The organism is Microbispora sp. H10949 (assembly GCF_014161435.1).
Lineage (GTDB): Bacteria > Actinomycetota > Actinomycetes > Streptosporangiales > Streptosporangiaceae > Microbispora > Microbispora triticiradicis.
In genome coordinates this window covers 1-17,160 of record NZ_JABBWZ010000013.1, presented here as the reverse complement: position 1 = coordinate 17,160, position 17,160 = coordinate 1, and the positions used below count along the sequence as shown (strand labels likewise).

Annotated in this window: 14 protein-coding genes; 4 read left to right on the top strand and 10 right to left on the bottom strand. The window is 69.2% G+C overall.

What is annotated here, in order from left to right; all coding sequences use genetic code 11:
- Positions 1 to 35: 35 nt before the first annotated feature.
- The 10 genes from HHX40_RS29675 to HHX40_RS29630 form a co-directional block, all read right to left on the bottom strand.
- Positions 36 to 1,334 carry an MFS transporter gene (locus HHX40_RS29675; protein WP_182883228.1) on the bottom strand — a complete coding sequence of 433 codons (1,299 nt, stop codon included), beginning with the start codon at positions 1,332 to 1,334 and terminating at the stop codon, positions 36 to 38.
- 152 nt (positions 1,335 to 1,486) lie between these two features.
- Complete coding sequence (locus HHX40_RS29670; RefSeq protein WP_182883227.1) at positions 1,487 to 3,190, bottom strand: AMP-binding protein; 1,704 nt, start codon at positions 3,188 to 3,190, stop codon at positions 1,487 to 1,489.
- A 5-nt stretch (positions 3,191 to 3,195) separates the two neighbouring features.
- Positions 3,196 to 3,996 (bottom strand): enoyl-CoA hydratase/isomerase family protein, encoded by an 801-nt coding sequence (locus HHX40_RS29665; protein WP_182883226.1) that lies wholly within the window; start codon positions 3,994 to 3,996, stop codon positions 3,196 to 3,198.
- A complete protein-coding gene (locus HHX40_RS29660; RefSeq protein ID WP_111701112.1) occupies positions 3,993 to 4,733 on the bottom strand; it encodes an SDR family NAD(P)-dependent oxidoreductase in 741 nt (246 codons plus the stop codon). The genes HHX40_RS29665 and HHX40_RS29660 overlap by 4 nt, the downstream gene beginning before the upstream one ends.
- Positions 4,730 to 5,215, bottom strand: coding sequence for an iron-sulfur cluster assembly protein (locus HHX40_RS29655; RefSeq protein WP_182883225.1), 486 nt, complete (start codon positions 5,213 to 5,215; stop codon positions 4,730 to 4,732). Before HHX40_RS29655 ends, HHX40_RS29660 begins: the two co-directional genes overlap by 4 nt.
- Positions 5,212 to 6,315: a Phenylacetic acid catabolic protein gene (locus HHX40_RS29650; RefSeq protein WP_182883224.1), complete on the bottom strand. Its 1,104-nt coding sequence runs from the start codon at positions 6,313 to 6,315 to the stop codon at positions 5,212 to 5,214. Before HHX40_RS29650 ends, HHX40_RS29655 begins: the two co-directional genes overlap by 4 nt.
- Positions 6,316 to 7,203, bottom strand: a complete 888-nt coding sequence (locus tag HHX40_RS29645) for a Phenylacetic acid catabolic protein (RefSeq protein WP_182883223.1) — start codon at positions 7,201 to 7,203, stop codon at positions 6,316 to 6,318.
- Positions 7,204 to 7,256: 53 nt separating this feature from the next.
- Complete coding sequence (locus HHX40_RS29640; protein WP_182883222.1) at positions 7,257 to 8,249, bottom strand: 3-oxoacyl-ACP synthase III family protein; 993 nt, start codon at positions 8,247 to 8,249, stop codon at positions 7,257 to 7,259.
- Positions 8,249 to 9,307: a ketoacyl-ACP synthase III family protein gene (locus tag HHX40_RS29635; RefSeq protein WP_182875537.1), complete on the bottom strand. Its 1,059-nt coding sequence runs from the start codon at positions 9,305 to 9,307 to the stop codon at positions 8,249 to 8,251. The genes HHX40_RS29640 and HHX40_RS29635 overlap by 1 nt, the downstream gene beginning before the upstream one ends.
- Positions 9,308 to 9,746: 439 nt before the next feature.
- Positions 9,747 to 10,121, bottom strand: coding sequence for a DUF488 domain-containing protein (locus HHX40_RS29630; RefSeq protein ID WP_182883221.1), 375 nt, complete (start codon positions 10,119 to 10,121; stop codon positions 9,747 to 9,749).
- A 184-nt stretch (positions 10,122 to 10,305) separates the two neighbouring features.
- Between HHX40_RS29630 and HHX40_RS29625 the strand changes: the two genes are divergently transcribed.
- The 4 genes from HHX40_RS29625 to HHX40_RS29610 all read left to right on the top strand — a co-directional run bounded on the left by HHX40_RS29625 (position 10,306) and on the right by HHX40_RS29610 (position 17,043).
- Complete coding sequence (locus HHX40_RS29625) at positions 10,306 to 12,060, top strand: glycoside hydrolase family 15 protein (RefSeq protein WP_182883220.1); 1,755 nt, start codon at positions 10,306 to 10,308, stop codon at positions 12,058 to 12,060.
- Between the two features lie 197 nt (positions 12,061 to 12,257).
- Positions 12,258 to 13,907: a PQQ-binding-like beta-propeller repeat protein gene (locus tag HHX40_RS29620; RefSeq protein ID WP_182883219.1), complete on the top strand. Its 1,650-nt coding sequence runs from the start codon at positions 12,258 to 12,260 to the stop codon at positions 13,905 to 13,907.
- Positions 13,908 to 13,912: 5 nt separating this feature from the next.
- Entirely contained in the window at positions 13,913 to 14,713 is an 801-nt protein-coding gene (locus tag HHX40_RS29615; RefSeq protein WP_182883218.1) for a hypothetical protein, read from the top strand.
- Positions 14,707 to 17,043 carry a PQQ-binding-like beta-propeller repeat protein gene (locus tag HHX40_RS29610; protein WP_182883217.1) on the top strand — a complete coding sequence of 779 codons (2,337 nt, stop codon included), beginning with the start codon at positions 14,707 to 14,709 and terminating at the stop codon, positions 17,041 to 17,043. The genes HHX40_RS29615 and HHX40_RS29610 overlap by 7 nt, the downstream gene beginning before the upstream one ends.
- The last annotated feature ends 117 nt before the right edge of the window (positions 17,044 to 17,160 follow it).

The following is a 17,160-nucleotide window of genomic DNA, read 5'->3' as shown; positions in this document are numbered from 1 at the left end:
CGGAGACCTCCACCGGTTCCGCCTGAGGCGTGGAATCAGCTTCTGGCGGTCGTGAGGCCGGGGGACGTGGCGGTCGCAGGTGGTGGTACGGCGGCACGCCGTACGGCCGTGCTGCCGGAGCGTTCCCGCAGGAACGCCGAAGCGGCCAGAGCGATCACGCCGGCGGCTGCCATGTAGACGGCGATCGGCGTCCAGCTGTGGAACCTGTCGAGCAGCGCCGCGGCGATGATCGGGCTGACGGCGCCGCCGAGCAGCCCGCCCACGTTGTAGCTGATGGACATGCCGGAATACCGCACGACCGTGGGGAACAGCCGGGCGCAGAACGCCCCCTGCACGCCGTAGCTCGCGGCGAACCCGGTGAACAGCAGCAGGAAACCGAGAGCCATCAGAGGGAAGGACCTGGTGTCCAGCAAGGGGAACCAGGCGAACGGCGCCACCGTCATGGCGACGACGCCGCCGACGAAGACCGCCTTGCGGTTGAAGAGATCACTGAGCCAGCCGAAGAACGGCATGGCGACGATCAGGAAGACGCACGACGCGACGAGCAGCACCAGCATGACGGGCCGGCCCGCACCGATGGCCGCGCCGTATTTGAGCGAGAACACCGACCCGAGGTAGAACACCAGGAACATGGGAAGCATCGACAGCGACGCGCCCAGAGTGATCAGACCGTACCGTGACAGAACGTCGATCGCCGGCCGGTTCCTGACGGCGCCCTCGGCCTTCGACCGCTCGAACTCGGGGGTTTCCGCGAGCCGCGTCCGGACGTGAAGGGCGACACCCACGAGCACGGCGCTGAAGATGAACGGCAGTCGCCATCCCCATGACAGCACCTGCCGGTCCGGCAACGCGGTGACGAGGAGGAGCGCGCCGTTGGCCAGCAGCAGTCCCCAGGCGTTGCCGGTGCCGACGACGGCGGTGAGGAAGCCCCGCCTGTTCGGCTGAGCGCTCTCCAGCGCCATCAGGAACCCGCCGCTCGACTCTCCGCCGAGGGAGCATCCCTGGATGAACCGGAGGACGCTCAGCAATATCGGGGCGGCGACGCCGATGGTGGCGTAGGTGGGCAGCAGGCCGATCAGGACCGTCGCGCCGCCCATCATGACAAGCGTGGTGACCAGCGTCGCCTTGCGTCCGATCCGATCTCCGAAGTGCCCGAACACGAAGGCACCGAGCGGCCGTCCCGCGAAGGCGACCGCGAACGTCGACAGGGACAGCAGGGTGCCGGTGGCGGGGTCGAACGAAGGGAAGAACAGTTTGTTGAAGTAGAGCGTCGAGAACGTGCCGTAGACGAGGAACTCATAGCATTCGATGCTGTTCCCGATGAGGCTGCTCAACACGGCTCGTCTGCGTTGACCCCTGCTTATGATGACGGCATTCATTTCGTCTCCGGGGAGTAGTCGGCCCGGGCGGGCGAGCTGTGCGGGGGAACGCGCGCCCGTCGCACAGCCCGCTCACGTCGCGGGGGGCTGGGAGCGTCAGACACGACCTAGTTCTGGAAGTCCTCCTCCCACCACTCCTGCGCCGACCGCGAACTCCGCTGTTCCTCCCGCCGCCGCAGCTCGGTGCGCTGGATCTTGCCGGTGACGGTCTTGGGCAGTTCGGCGAACTCGATGCGGCGGATCCGCTTGTAGGGCGCGAGCTGGTCGCGGGCGTGGGCGAGGATGAGCTGTGCGGTCTCGGCCTCCGGCCGGTAGCCGGCGGCGAGCGCCACGTACGCCTTGGGCACGGCCAGTCGCAGCGGTTCGGGTGAGGGCACCACGGCGGCGTCGGCGACGGCCGGATGCCGCAGCAGCACGCTCTCCAGCTCGAAGGGGGAGATCCGGTAGTCGGACGCCTTGAAGAGGTCGTCGCCCCGCCCGGTGTAGCGGAAGAGGCCGTCGGCGTCCCGGGTGGCGATGTCGCCGGTGTGGTAGTAGCCGCCGCGCGTGCAGTATGCGGTCGCCTCGGAGTTGCCCAGATATCCGCTCATCAGGCCGAGCGGGCGGCTGGCCAGCGGCAGGCAGATCTCGCCCTCTCCGGGGCCGTCCGGGATGGGAACGCCGGTGGTCGGGTCCAGCAGCGCCACCTCGTAGCCCGGCAGCGCCCAGCCCAGCGCCCCGTCGACGCTCTCCATGCCCGGCGGAGTCCCGATCTGGGCGGTGGTCTCGGTCTGCCCGTAGCCGTCCCGTACCGTCACCCCCCACGCCTCGCGGACGCGGCGCACCACCTCCCCGTTCAGCGGTTCCCCGGCGGCCACCGCCTCGCGCAGCGAGATCGGCCACTGCGTGAGGTCCTCCTGGAGCAGGCTTCGCCAGACGGTGGGCGGCGCGCAGAAGGTGGTCACGGCGTAGCGCGACATCATTTCGAGCAGCGGACGCGCGGCGAACCTCGGCTGGTTCACGACCATGACCGTCGCCTGCGCGTTCCAGGGGGCGAACAGGTTGCTCCAGGCGTGCTTTCCCCACCCGGGCGAGGAGATGTTGAGGTGCACGTCGCCCGGCCGGATGCCGATCCAGTACATGGTGGACAGGTGGCCGATCGGATAGCTCACGCTCGTGTGCCCGACCAGCTTGGGACGGTTGGTCGAACCCGAGGTGAAGTAGATGAGCGACGGCTCCTCGGGCCGGGTCCGCACCGCCTCCCGGAGCGGCTCGGCGGCATAGGCCCCCTGGTAGCCCAGCCAGCCCGGCACCGGCCCGCCGACGGCGATGCACGTGCGTCCGCCGCTCAGACGTGCCAGCTTGGGGGTGAGACCGGCCTCGGCGACGACGTGCCCCACGCCACCGCGTTCCAGCCGGTCGGCCAGGTCGTCGGGCGTGAGCTGGACGGACGCGGGGATCACGGCGCAGCCCAGACGGAACGCGGCCAGCAGGCACTCCCACAGTTCCACCCGGTTGGGGAGCATCAGCAGCATGCGGTCACCCCGCCGTACGCCGGCCGCCCGCAGCCACCGGGCGACCCGCTGGGAGCGCTCGGCCAGCTCGGCGAAACTCAGCGCGGTGTCGGCGACGACCTCTCCCCGCTGGTCGAGGTCGACCACGCGCAGCGCGATGGCGTCGTTCCCCTGGGCGATCACATCGAACCAGTCCGCGACCCAGCTGAAATCCTGTCCCACCTCGGGCCTGGGGAAGGCCCGGGCGCGCGGCAGGTCCCCGTAGGAGGACAGCAGGTGGTCGCGGGCGCGTTGGAACTCGACGGTCGCTGGATTCATGGTGACTACCTCCCGGTGAAGCGTGCGCGGCCAGGGCCTTCGGTGATGAACCCCTGCATGCCGCTCGTACGGTCCTGGGTGCCGAACAGTCCGGCGAACACCGACCGTTCGATGGCGAGCCCGGCGGCCAGATCGGTCGCCAGGCCCGCGTCTATGGCGGTCTTCGCCGCGTGGAGGGCCAGCGCCGGGCCCGTCTCGAAGCGCCGCGCCCAGCGCAGTGCGCTGTCCAGTACCTGGTCGGTCGGCACGACCTGGTCCACCAGGCCGATCTCCAGCGCCTCCTTCGCGCCCACCTGGCGCCCGCTGAAGATCAGCTCCTTGGCCCTCGCCGGACCGATCAGCCGGGGCAGCCGCTGGGTGCCGCCCGCTCCAGGGATGACGCCGAGCAGGACTTCGGGGAGCCCGAGCCGCGCCTCGCTGCCGCAGATGCGCGCGTCGGCGGTCAGGGCCAGCTCGCAGCCGCCGCCGAGAGCGGGCCCGTTGATCGCGGCCACCACCGGTTTGGGGATGGCGGCGACCGCGTCGAAGGCCGCCTGGAGCACCGCCGCGTGCCCGACCATCTCGGCGTGCGTCATCGCGGCCATCTCCTTGATGTCGGCGCCCGCCGAGAAGACCGTGGGCCCGCCGTACACGACCACCGCGCGGACCCGCTCGTCGGTCGCGGCCCGCTCGGCGGCGAGGCGCAACGCGGCCTGCGCCGCACGGTCGAGCACGTTGAGCGGCGGCCGGTCGAGACGGATGACGCCCACCGCGCCGTCGACGTCCAGCCGCACGGCGGGGTGCTCGACCTCGGGAGTCAACGTCATGACCACAGCAGGCCTCCGTTCACTTCCAGCACGTGGCCGTTGACGTAGCAGGACTCGGGTCCGGCCAGGAAGACCGCCGCGTCGGCGGCTTCGTCCGCGTGGCCGGGCCGGCCGAGCGCCAGCCTGGTCTTGTAGCGCGACCAGATCCGGTCGTTGCCGGTGAGCTGCTGGCCCATCCCCTCGTCGAGGATTCCCGGGGCCAGGGAGTTGACGAGGATGCCGCGTGGGGCGAGCTCGATCGCGCTGACCCTGGTGAACATCTCCACCGCGGCTTTGGTGGCGCAGTATCCGGCGGCGCCGATCGCGACCCGGGTCGCCATGCTGGACGAGACGTTGACGATCCGGCCGGCGCCGCTGCGCTCCAGGTGGGGGACGGCGGCCCTGGTGCAGAGGAAGACCCCGGTCAGGTTGGTGGTCACCATGTCCTGCCAGTCGGCCACCGGCAGCCGGTCCACCCGCCCGTCCCGGCTCACGCCGGCGTTGGCCACCAGGATGTCGATGCCGCCGAAGCGTTCGACGGTCTCGTCCATCAGCGCGGCGACAGACTCGTCGCTGGTGACGTCCACGGGGACGTAGGCGCAGCGGCCGGGTGCGAGGTCGAGGACCTCCTTGATGTCATAGGGGTTGCGGGCGGCGCAGACCACCCGCGCGCCCTCCTGCAGGTAGCGTTCCGCGATCGCCCGGCCGAGGCCCCGGGAGCCCCCGGTTATCACGGCGGTCTTTCCGCTGAGTCTCATCGTGACCCTCCTCTCACGGGGGTGGGGAGCATGGCGTTGCAGCCGGCCGTGCCGATCACATCGAAGGTCGAGCCGCAGCCGCGGCAGTCGTAGGGGACCTTGCACACCGCTCCGCCGAAGCGGCCGGCCTGCTCGACGTCCTCGCTGTCGCAGTAGGGGCACCTGGGAGCGGTGCCCGCCACGCGATAGCCGCCCCTGCGCAGCGCGTCCCGGCCGGCGACGGTCACCGCCGCGGGCTGCCACGCGCCGCGCTCCCACACGACCTCGATCCCGTGCCCCGGTGCCGCCTCGGCGAGCGCGGCCCGCACCCGCCGGGCGATCTCACCGACGGCGGGACAGCTGAGCCGGGTGGGGGTCAGGTGGACGCGGATCCGGCCGTCGGTCAGCGACACCGAGCGCAGCACTCCGAGGTCGCGCAGGCCCACGTCGATCTCCGGATCGCTCACGCCGGCGACCACGTCGGCGAGCTGGTCGGCGTTCAACTGAACACCCCCGGGGCGTAGTGGTCACGGATCGCGCGACCACGGGAAAGGGAGTCGGCCAGTGCGCTCCCGCCCACGCCCCAGGTCCGCGTCCGCGGGCCGTCCGGCAGGCGCGATCCGGGTCCGCCGTTGTCGCCGACCAGCGCGGCGAGACGCTCGTGCAGTGTCACGGCCAGAGCCGGACCGGCGGGCGGCGCGGCCGCCGGAGCTCCCTGTCCCTGCGACTGCGGCCGGGCACCGAACATGTCGCCGGCGCGCTCGGTCACTTCGGCGTAGGCACGCGCGAACTCCGTCCGGGTCTCGGGCCAGGCGGCCAGCGCCCGCGCCCACCGCCGCCAGTGGTCCAGGTGGACCAGTTGCTCATCGCGAATGGCGCTGATCGCGGGCAGCCACTCCGCGCCGGGCTCGGCCTCCGCGGTCTGCTCGGCGAGTACGGTGACGGCCGCGGCGATCACAAGGCCGCCGGCCACCAGGGACGGCCAGTCGGTGAGCCGCTCGACGACGCGCGACACCTGCCACTGCGCCTGCGCCCGGTCGAAGAACCGGGCATCCACAGCAGGCTGGTCGAAGCCGCACAGCACCAGGATCGTCCCGGCGTGCGCCAGCGCCTCCTGCCCGATGGAGCCGACCGCCAGCGCCTCCTCCAGGTCGATGTAGTCGACGATGCGTTCGCCCAGCCGGTTGCCCAGGACGAACAGGTCGTCGGCGAGCGCCAGCCACAGGTCGGTGAGCCCGGGCTCGCGTGCGTCGTCGCGGCGCTCGGTCAGACCGCTGTCGCGGCGTTCCGGCGGGGCGGCGGCGGCAGGTGGGGCGGCGGAGCGGTCGCGGCGGCGTGCGGTGGGGAAGCCGGGCTGGCGGTACGGCATCCGGGTTTTGGCGGCGAGCAGGTCGCGGTCGCCCGCGCTGGAGACGATCATGTCGGTGCGGCGGACCACCCAGAGTTTGACGAGGTCGTCGCGGCGCCCGTAGGTCTCCTTGGCCAGGTGCCAGGCGGCGTCCGGGCGCGGCGAGACGATGGAGCCGACATGGTTGAGAGCCGTGCCGTGGCCGCTCTGCGCGAACACCTCGTAGACGTCGGAGTCGGTCGGGATGTGCGGCATTCACGCCACCCCCTGCAGCGCGCGCCGGTACGGCGCGTTGCGCTCCAGGGCGCTGCGCACCCAGTCCAGCCGCCGCTGCGACGACGGCCCGCCGTTCGCGATGACCTTCTTCACCTGGGCCCAGTCGGGCATCTCGAACTCCCACTGGCCCGAGGGCGCCTGACGGACCAACGATGGGTCCACGTGCAGACCGAGCTTCCGGACCACCGGGATGATCTTGTTAAGCCAGGCCTGGCGTACCTCGTCGTTGCCGTCCGGCTTGAGGCCGACCTGCCACATCCGGTTGGTGTGCAGGGTGTCGGTGTCGGGCGGCCCGAGGTAGGCCAGGATCCGCGGCAGCCACAGCTCGAACCCCTCCTGCACCCGGCGGCGCTGCTCGGCGTCACCGTGCGTCAGGATCTCGTGGGTCAGGTCCAGGGCGTGCTGGTAGTGGAAGGACTCCTCGCGCTCGACCTTGCGCAGCGCCCGGGCGTACGGCAGGTACACGCCCTTCGCCAGGGACTGGAACTGCGTGATCGCGGCCGAGTTCGTCAGGAGCAGCCCGGGGCCGACCTCCTCCCAGGTCGCGAAGGAGTAATGGAAGATGTTGTGGATCCGCGTACGACCCTCCAGGTAGTCGAGGAGGATCCGCTCACGCGGCATGCCCAGGTCCTCGGCGACGCGTGCGACCACGTGCCCGTGACCGACCTCGTCCTGGATCTTGGCCATGAGCATCTGCCGCCTGGTGTGGCTGGGGGCGCGGTCCAGCCACTCGACGTACTGCAGCACGCCCACCAGCTCGTTGAGCGCCTGTACGGCGGCGAACCGCCTGGCGCCCTCCCGCACCTCGTCGGGCATCGGATCCCACAGCTCGTAGCAGCGGTGCCCCGCCGCGGTCGCCATCGGCATATCTCTCTCCTTTTCGCAGCGCTTGCCCGGTTTCCGGCGGAGGTCCGGCGGGCTCAGTACCAGCGGACGACGACGGCTCCAGCGGTCATGCCGCCGCCCACACCGGCCAGCACCAGGAGCTCGCCGCGCCGGAAGGGACGGCGTTCGTGCTCCGTGCGGAGGGTGAGCGGGATGGAGGCCGCGGCGGTGTTGCCGAACCGCGGTGCGGTGAGCGGTACCCGGGAGGGGTCGACGCCCAGCTCGCGGTAGCACTCCTCGACCATGCGGGTGTTGGCCTGGTGCAGGATGAGTCGGTCCACGTCCTCCAGCCGCAGCCCGGCCGAGTCGAGCGCCTCGCCGATCACCTTGGGAAGGGTGCGCATCGCGTACTCGCGTACAGGACGGCCCTTCATCCGGAACAGGTGCTCCCCCGCCTCCCGGGCCTGAGCGTCCAGCGGCCGGCGGGTGCCGCCGGCGGCCACCTCGACCAGATCGCGGTACTCGCCGTGGGTGACCAGCCGCCAGTCCAGGACGCCGTACCCCTCGGGCACGGAACCGAGCAGCACCGCCCCGGCCCCGTCGCCGAACAGGCTGACGGTGCGCCGGTCGGCGGGGTCCATCAGCGAGGAGTAGACGTCCGCGCCGACCACCAGGGCGTACTCGCCGCCCTGCCCGGACAGCCGCGCCGACATCATCGAGTCGGCGACCGCCAGTGCGTAGAGGAAGCCGGAGCACACCGCGTTGACGTCGAACGCCGGGAAACCGGACAGCCCGAGCTTGTCCTGCAGAATCGCTCCGGTGGAGGGCTGCGGCTGGTCGGGCGTCGAAGTGCCCACGATGATCAGCCCGAGCCGATCCGCCGCCCCGGGCCGTACGGCCAGCGCCTCACGGGCGGCGTTCAACGCGAGGTCGGAGGTGGCGGTGCCCGGCTCGCGGTACCTGCGTTCCAGAATGCCGGTCCGCTCGACGATCCAGTTCTCGTCCACGCCGGCCCACTCGGCGACCTGCGCGTTGGCGACGACCACCGGCGGAACATGACCGCCCAGGCCGAGGAGCCCCAGAGCCATCAGACGTCCCCTTCCGGTATCCGCTCCTCCGGCACCTGCACCACGGCGCAGGCCCAGGTCCAGGCCGCCCCGCCGCTGATCACCAGCGCGAAGTCGCCCGGCTCGAGCGGCATCTGGTCCCGCAGGTCGGCCAGGTTCGCGAGGAAGTCCCCGCAGCCCATGTGGCCGGTCACCGCGCCGAACCACAGCGCCTCGGCCTTCAGCACCTCGTCCAGCACCGGCATGTAGATGCCGTCCAGCAGGCCCGTTCCGAGCCTCGGCAGCGCGATGTACTTGATCCGGGGATCGTCGAGCCGCAGCCCCGCGTCGTGCACGCTGTCCACGATCACCTTGCGGATCGACCGGCTGGCGATCTCGGTGAACTTCTCCTTGCCGTGCACCGCCATATAGGACTTCTTCGGACGGCGCAGGTCGATGTACTCGTTGTGCCACAAGGGCGTGGGGCTGAAGTCGTCGCCGTGCCGGAGCATCAGCTCGAGTTCGGCGGCGGTCTCGGTGGCCATGGACACGAGCGCGTAGTCGTCGGGTCCCGCGTCGCCGTGGTGCAGCAGCACCGCGGACCCCGCGTCACCGAAGCCCAAGCCGTAGTCGCAGGCCCAGCGGTCGAAACCGGGCGGCAGGAAGCGGTCTCCGGTGGTGATGAGCGCGGCGCCGAGCCCGGGGTCGGCGGCCAGGTGCATCGCGGCCACCTGGAGGGCCATCGCGCCGCCGTTGCAGCCCTGCTGGACGGCGTACGACAGAGCGTCGGGAGTGCCCAGCTCGTTCGCCACATAGTGCGGTGGCGACCACATGTCGTGTCCCTGGTGGTAGATCCAGGTGTGCAGCACGAGGCCCACCTTGGACGGGCTCCAGCCCGCCCGGCTGATCGCGTCGCGGGCGGCGGCCACCGCCATCTCGGGGCCGGACCACTGGGCCGAGACCGGCAGCTGGGTGAGTCCGAGCCGCTCGACGTCCGAGGCGGCCAGCTTGCCCGCCGTGACGGCGTCCTCGACGGTCTCGTGGTCCGGCGGGAGCCACGAGGTGGCGGTCTTGATCCGCAGATTGTTTCCGAATTTCATCAGGTTCCTTCGAAAGCTCGGGATCCGTGGGGTGATCGGGGGTTTTCGGGCAGGCGGACGCCGGGGGCTGGCCGGCGGTTCGTCTGGCCGGGGGATGTGGGCGCGCCGTGCCTGACGGAGCGCGGTGTGCGCGGTCGTTCACCACTTGGGAGCTGACACTGGTGCCCTGAGTCACCGGTGGTTTCTCGCTCACTATCGCATACCTTCGCGTAGGTATGTAACTTTGCGAACGGCGTCACCCGGGAGCGGCAGGCGGCCTACGCTGGCCTGACATGCCCCACTGGCCTCGGAAGTGTGTAACTGGGGGACATCCTCACTTGCACAAGGAGGAGCCATGCCGTCTCAGCCACGAAATACCTGTCGGATGGTATTTTTTGCGTCGTGGCGGTTAACAGGGCACGGGCACCGGTCCGGTACGCCGTGCTCCCGGGCGATCGCGTCAGGCCCTGGAGCTCCCGGGGTCGGTCAGCCACTCGGCGAGCACGGCGGCCTGGCTGTGTTCGACGTCGCGGGTGGCGGTCAGCAGCGTCAGCCTGTCGTGGCCGGCGAGGTCCCGCAGATGGTCCACGGCCTGCCGCCGTTCGGGCTCGCGCAGCTCGGCGAGGTAGCGCCGGCGGAACTCGGCGAAGCGGCCGGGCTCGTGGCCGTACCAGCGGCGCAGTTCGGCGGAGGGGGCGACGTCACGCAGCCACTCGTCGAGATGCGCGTCCGCCTTGCGCATCCCCCGAGGCCAGACGCGGTCGACGAGCACCCTTCTGCCGTCCTCGGGTGAGGACTCCTCGTAGATCCTGCGGTAGGTGATGTCCTTGGTCATGGCAGTGCTCCCCGGCCGGCCGGCACCCATATGAGTCAGTTGACGTCGCGACGGGATCGTCGTGCAACCGGGCCGCGGACCCGCACTGTTCACGAAGACATGACGTCCGGTGGCACAGGCCCTCGCACGAGGACGAGGACACGCCCGGAGGGTGACGCGCCACCCGGCGAGTAGCGTGGTCCACATGCGGATCGAGGACTACGCCCTCATCGGGGACACGCAGTCGGCCGCTCTCGTCGGTCGCGACGGATCGATCGACTGGCTCTGCCTTCCCCGGTTCGACTCCCCCGCATGCTTCGCCAAGCTCCTCGGTGACGAGTCCAACGGGTTCTGGCGGCTGGCCCCCACCGGGCACGAGATGGCGACGCGGCGCGCGTACGCCGGCGACACGCTGATCCTCGAGACCGTGTGGGAGACCTCCACGGGGACCGTCAAGGTCATCGACTTCATGCCTCCCCGGCACGCCAACCCCGCCCTGGTCCGGATCGTGGAGGGCGTGTCCGGGACGGTGCACATGACCACGGAGATCAGCATCCGGTTCGACTACGGCAGCATCGTCCCCTGGGCCCGCCGCCTGGGCGGCCGCCTCCACGCCATCGGCGGGCCCGACTCCGTCTGGATCGACACTCCCGTCCACCTGAAGGGCAGCGGCGGCCGGCACACCGGCGTCTTCACGATCGCCGCGGGGCAACGCCGGTCGTTCGTGTTCACGTGGCACCCCTCGCACCAGCCGGAACCCGGCATCATCGATCCCGGCGAGCAGTTCGTCGAGACCAGCCGGTTCTGGAAGGAGTGGGCCTCCCGCTGCTGGCTCCCGGGCCGCTGCCGCGCCACCGTGATCCGCTCCCTCATCACGCTCAAGGCGCTCACCTACAGCCCGACCGGCGGCGTCGTGGCGGCTCCCACCACGTCACTGCCCGAGCATCTCGGCGGGGTGCGCAACTGGGACTACCGATTCTGCTGGCTGCGCGACGCCGCGATGACACTCGACGCCCTGACCGAGTCCGGATACGTCACCGAGGCCGGCGCCTGGCTCGACTGGCTGCTCCGCGCCATCGCGGGCCGCCCGGAGGACCTCCAGATCATGTACGGCGTGGCGGGCGAACGGCGCCTGCCGGAGCAGACGCTCGACTGGCTTCCCGGGTTCGAGGGCTCCCGGCCGGTGCGGATCGGCAACGGCGCGGCCGGCCAGCTTCAGCTCGACGTCTACGGCGAGGTCCTCAACTGCTTCTACCGGGCCCGCAAGCTGGGGATGCCGCCGCACGACTACGCCTGGACCATCGTCTGCCGGTTGATGGACTTCCTGGAGCGCTGCTGGACCCAGCCCGACGAGGGCCTGTGGGAGGTCCGCGGCCCGCGGCGGCACTTCGTCCATTCCAAGGTCATGGCGTGGGTGGCGGCCGACCGGCAGGTCCGGGCGATCGAGGAGCTGGGCCACACCGGTCCCCTCAGGCGCTGGCGGGCCATGCGAGACCGGATCCACGCCGAGGTCTGCGATAGGGGCTTCGATCCCGGACGCGGCACGTTCACCCAGTCGTACGGGTCTCGCGAACTCGACGCGGCGCTGCTCCTCATCCCGATCGTCGGCTTCCTGCCCGCCGAGGACCCCCGGGTCGTCGGCACGATCGACGCGATCGAACGTGAGCTGATGACCGACTGCTTCGTGCTGCGTTATCCGGTCTCCGAGGGCAACGAGATCGACGGCCTGCCCGGAGCCGAGGGCGCCTTCCTCGCCTGCAGCTTCTGGCTGGCCGAAGCGCTCGACCTCGTCGGCCGCAAGGACGAGGCCGTGGACCTGTTCGAGCGGTTGCTGGCCCTCACCAACGACGTGGGCCTGCTCCCCGAGGAGTACGACCCCGTCCAGGGGCGCCATCTCGGCAACTTCCCTCAGGCGTTCACCCACCTCCACCTGATCCACACGGCCCTCGCGCTCTGCTGACACCGCCCGGAACGTTGACCAGCCAGTGCTCGGCAGACGTCTACAGAACAATCGGCGACGCCGGTACCGGATTTGGTCGTGCAGATAAGCCGTATAAGGCCATGTCCTCGCAAGAGAATACCGATCGCACGACCGGCCATCCCTGCTCGCATCCCACTTCGGTAACAACGGTGGCGGGAATATTCGAATCGTGAACAATGGCCGTACAGCAATCAGGCAGGGTGGGCATGGCCATACGAGTCGGCATTATGACGCTTCTCGTTGTTCTTCTTTGCGGTCTCGTGTCGGCGTCCGAGCCTAATCTCACGCCCGAACATCAGTCGGCCTTCACACCGATCCGCCCCGGCCTCCTCCGTCCGGTCTGGCAGACGACATCGGAGAGCGAGGTCTCGGAAGCGCATCTCGCGGGCCATACGGTGGTAACAGTAACCGGTAATGTACTCGAAGGCTGGGATTGGTACAGCGGACGGCTCAGGTGGCGCACGCAGACCGATCTGCTTGTCGACTGGTCCTATCGTCTTCTGCCGACGAGAAATCTCTTGCTCGTGGCCCCGGAGCCCGATGGAAAGAAGACGGGAGGAAGGGCCGTCATTGTCAATCCTCAGACCGGGGCGCTTCTGTGGACCATGCGTCTCGGCTCTGTCGAGCAGGTTCATGCCACGGTTCTCGGCGCCGGACACGGGCGCATCGTCGTAGCCGGACAGAGACACCGCGAGTTGTGGGCTCTTGGCGATGCCGATGGGGCGCCGGCGTGGCGGATCTCGTCACCGCCGAACTGTTCCTTCGGTTCGGGTGCGGCGGAAGGCGGCATCGCCGCTGTAGTCGTCCGCTGCGGCCGCGAAGTACGACTGCGGGCCGTCGCCACGACCGATGGCAGGCAACTCTGGGAGAGAGCACAGCCACCGGCGAAAAGAATTGGAATCGAGGTGCATGACGGCCTGGTCGCGCTCCACGGAACCGCCGGGATCAGCGTGTACGACGCCACCGGTCACCAACTCCTGGCCTATCCACCGGATCCTCAGGACGATGAATGTGGCTGCGGTGTGACGATTGGCGCCGACGCCGTCGCGGTGACCCGGCCAGGCGCTCTGGACGATGAACTACGCCTTGACTTGATCAGCAGGCAGTCGCTGGCACGACGGTCGATGAAGATCAGTGCCGACAGTCAGTTGGTGGAGGTGGAAGGGCAGATCTATGTGCGGGAGACGTTCTCCGATACACCCGTCGAGATCATCCGATGGGCTCGCCCCGACGCCGGCCTGCTGACCGTCGGTCCCGCCCCTGGCGACACGCCCTGGCTGGTGACGGGCGGCGGCGGCGTGCTCCTGATCGTCAGTGCCGACTACAGAAACGACTCTTACACCCTGGGCGCTTATCGAACCGATGCTGTCAGTTCCACCGACCCGGGTCTGCTCTACAGAGATGGCGTGGCCGCCTCACAGTGGCCCGACGCCTGCGCGCTGCTGGGGCCCGAGGAGATTGGAGCCGTGATTCCCGGGGCCCGCTACATCCCGCGACCGGTCGCCGCTCCCGCGGAGCTTGGACTGACAACGCCTGCCGCCTGTGACCTGGAGCCGGCACGGAGCAGCGACCCGCTCATCGCCGTCACGGTGTTGTGGATTTTTCCGTCGAAGCACGCGGCCCACCGGGACCTGCTGGCATTCCACGACGATGAGGGCCCTCCACTGGAGAAAATCGGAGATGAAGCGGTGAGGGACAGTCAGACGAGCGACCGTCTCTATCTCAGGGTCGGTGCGGTCCTAGTGCGACTCGACGTTCCAGGCCATGCGGAGTACGTCTCCGGGCTTGGGCGCCGGTTGGCGAAGAAGTTGCGGGAGATGGGGTGACCGGCATGGCCACGCAGGAGCCGGACGCACCGGCGGAGAAAAAGCCACGATGGTTCGCCAAGCCGTTGATCTGGGCACTCACCACTTTTGGGGCGGCGGTCGCCGGAGTGGTCGCGGTGGTGGTCAACAATATCTATCTGCAGGCGGAAGACGGAGTGAAGGACTGGAGAGAGGAAGAGCCCATACGAGCGGTCGCGTCGTCACGCCCCTGGGAGGGCGATGTCGGCGCGTTCGAGGACGCCTTACTGAAGGGCTCGGACCGGTTTCTACTGCTCCGGGGCGCGACCCGGGAACAATGGGATGATCTGGTGCGACGGCACAAGGGCGCACAGGTCGGTTATCAGTACATCACCGTGGTGATTCAGGGCCTGCGCAACCGAAGCGTACGGATCATCGACGTCCGGCCGCGCATTCTGAGCGCCGGGCCTGTCTTCAAGGGCACCTGCATTCAGGTGCCGACCGCGGGCGACGCCGGAACGTACGACATCAAGGCCGATCTCGATCACCTGCGCCCCGGGTACGGCACGAAGAACCGGTCTGGAACGTTCCTCGGAAAGAGCATCGAGCTGGCCGCGAACGACCGGGTGACCGTGCAGTTGTCCACTCTGGCGCACAACCACTCCTATGAGTACGACGTCGAAATCATTTACGACTACGGCGACAATTCCGAACTGCAGGAGAGCTACGCCAAGCAGTCGAATGGCGATGCCTTCCGCGTGACCGGCCCGGCGAAGAAGTACAAGGTCAGCTATACCGAACCGGGGTTGACCAACAGCTACCGGGCTTCAAGGAACAAATCGTGCTGATTCGCGCATCGCGGCTGGCCCTTCTGGCCGCCCTGAGCGTGCTGCTGCTTCCGACGGGTAGCACCTCACCGGCGAGCGCTCCCACCGGGAACCGGTTGGCCGAGGTGTGGCATGTGGATATCCCGCTTCCCTCCGACTCGGACTCCGTCGGAGCGAGGTGGCGCGGGCGTCTCGCCCTGTCGACCCGGCTCGGGTTCACCGCGGTCGACATGCTCAGCGGTGCGCAGGTATGGCGCTACGCGCGCGACGACCTGGTCGTCGGCAACTGGATGAGCCTCGGGGACGTCCTCGTCGCCGAGTACAGCCGTCCGGGAGCCACCGAGGACATCACATCGTTGATCGCGATCGGCGTGTACACGGGCCGCGAGCTCTGGCGGCGCGACGGACTGCGGATGGCAGGCGCGTGGAAGGGAGACCGAGGGGACGTCAAGCGGGATCGGGTGGCCGTCGCCGCCACTGAGTCCGGTAAGGAGCTCGTGGGCCTCGACCTGCGCGACGGCCATACCGTCTGGAGACGCGGCGTGAGGGACTGCCAGACCGACTCCGTCGGCATGGAGAACGGACAGCCCGTTCTGAGCGGGAGCTGCCCTGGACGCGATCGCCTCAGCATGCTGGACGGAGCGACGGGGCGGGACGTGTGGTCACTCCTCGTCACGAGAGCATCGAATGTGGATGTGTCCTTGGCCGACGACCTGATCGGTCTCGTCGTCGACCACGCCGTCGTGCTGCTGGACACCGCAGGGCACAAGATCGCCGCACGGAGCGGGTGCTGGCCGGCCTGTCCCGTCGTGCGGGTCGGTGACCGCGCGGTGGTGGCATATCAGGCGGGGCCCGACGCTGTGCTGGAGGCCGTCGATGTTCGTACGGCGCGTTCCTACTGGCGGTTGGCGCGTCATTCCCCATCCTTTCCGTCCTGGTACCAAGGCCTGCTCACCGACGGCCGCTCCGTCTACGGCATGCTGATGCGTGACGAGATCACCTATCTCCTGCATGAAGTGGATCCGAAGACCGGACGGGGAGAGACCCTCGCCGTGCCGGTCTGGGGCAGGACGATCGCCGGTGCCGGTGGCGACTTCTATCTCGCGCAGACTCGCTCCCGCCCCGGTCAGGCTCCGGTCAGGCGTCTGACGCTGCTGAGGAGGAGCCCCGGGGGCGATGGTCCGCCGGAACTGTCCGGGGTGAGCCCGGCCGCATGGCCGGACGCCTGCGCCCTGCTTCCTGAGGCGCACCTCACCGCGATTCCCAGGAACAGGCACATCGGCGACGTCACTGTGCCATCACCCCATGCCTGTGACTATGCCGGGCATCAGGGCGAGATCGTGCGCACGCGCGTCGCCCGTGTGGCTCCGGACCAGCGACAGGCGCAGGCGTACATGACGAGCGTGCAGGTCGACGACAGCGACTATCAGGTGCGAGGGGTGGGCGATCAGGCGATCGTCTTTCCCGGCTATCCGAAGGCCGTTGTCGTGCGTGCCGGGAACGTCGTTTTCAGCATGGAGCAGGCTGGTGCCCCCGGCGCAGTGGATCTGCTCGCCTTGGCGCGTCGAGCCGCGGACCACCTCCGCTCCCACGGAGACCGGGAGAACGCTGCGCAGCAGGTGCCGTCCAGTCCAGGTCTGCGGCCGGCCTGGCTTTCGAAGTCGGGCATCGTCGTGTACGAGGACCAAGATGATCCAGTACGCCTGATCGGCTACGTGCCCCAAGATGGGCTCATCCGGATGCGCACCGCGCCGGACGGGACCTCGACCAAAGAGATCTCCGGCGACAGCGCCATCTCCCCTGACGGACGTTCAGCGGTCACGGCGAGCGCGTCTTTCCCCTCAAGCGGTCGCGACACCACGAGGATCACCGATCTGGCCTCCGGCGCCGGGAGTCTCGTCTCGACCGTCCGTGCCCCACGCGGCCTGTCGTGGCCGAGTTGGTCGCCCGATGGACGCAAGATCCTCATGACGATCCGGGAGTCACACGGATCCCAGGAGCGCAGTCTTGGGTTCACGGTCATCGACGTGGCGAGTCTGAAGGCCCATAGCGTCACCATCGACGATCCCGACGCCCACTACACCTGGCTGGGGAAGGGCACGATGGTGGCGTCTTCGACGGACAAGAGGATCGACCTCTACTCCCCCGACGGCCGCCCGATCAGAAGGTTGCTCGGCAAGGGAACACCCAACGTCGACGGAATGGGAGCCGACTCCCCCTCCGGACGCAGGTTCAGCACATGGTGCCCCGGGAACGAAGCCGAGATCTGTATCTGGAATGTCTCCGACGGCGCGTCGGTCGCCCGCATCCCGTACGACGCGCCACACGTGGTCGGCTGGTGGGGACTGTAAGAACAACGGTGTAACTCCTGATCAAGGAGACACCTGTGACGAGTACGGTGATCCAGGCATCCGAAGCGTTGGACCTGGAGGACGCCGCGGTGGCGCGGAAAGAGGATGAAGCGTCGG

What these genes read in the sequence shown, in the direction of transcription:
- HHX40_RS29670 (WP_182883227.1), bottom strand. Translation starts at nt 3,190, where the DNA reads ATGAATCCAGCGACCGTCGAGTTCCAACGCGCCCGCGACCACCTGCTG.
- HHX40_RS29665 (WP_182883226.1), bottom strand. Translation starts at nt 3,996, where the DNA reads ATGACGTTGACTCCCGAGGTCGAGCACCCCGCCGTGCGGCTGGACGTC.
- HHX40_RS29660 (WP_111701112.1), bottom strand. Translation starts at nt 4,733, where the DNA reads ATGAGACTCAGCGGAAAGACCGCCGTGATAACCGGGGGCTCCCGGGGC.
- HHX40_RS29650 (WP_182883224.1), bottom strand. Translation starts at nt 6,315, where the DNA reads ATGCCGCACATCCCGACCGACTCCGACGTCTACGAGGTGTTCGCGCAG.
- HHX40_RS29645 (WP_182883223.1), bottom strand. Translation starts at nt 7,203, where the DNA reads ATGCCGATGGCGACCGCGGCGGGGCACCGCTGCTACGAGCTGTGGGAT.
- HHX40_RS29640 (WP_182883222.1), bottom strand. Translation starts at nt 8,249, where the DNA reads ATGGCTCTGGGGCTCCTCGGCCTGGGCGGTCATGTTCCGCCGGTGGTC.
- HHX40_RS29635 (WP_182875537.1), bottom strand. Translation starts at nt 9,307, where the DNA reads ATGAAATTCGGAAACAATCTGCGGATCAAGACCGCCACCTCGTGGCTC.
- HHX40_RS29630 (WP_182883221.1), bottom strand. Translation starts at nt 10,121, where the DNA reads ATGACCAAGGACATCACCTACCGCAGGATCTACGAGGAGTCCTCACCC.
- HHX40_RS29625 (WP_182883220.1), top strand. Translation starts at nt 10,306, where the DNA reads ATGCGGATCGAGGACTACGCCCTCATCGGGGACACGCAGTCGGCCGCT.
- HHX40_RS29620 (WP_182883219.1), top strand. Translation starts at nt 12,258, where the DNA reads ATGGCCGTACAGCAATCAGGCAGGGTGGGCATGGCCATACGAGTCGGC.
- HHX40_RS29615 (WP_182883218.1), top strand. Translation starts at nt 13,913, where the DNA reads ATGGCCACGCAGGAGCCGGACGCACCGGCGGAGAAAAAGCCACGATGG.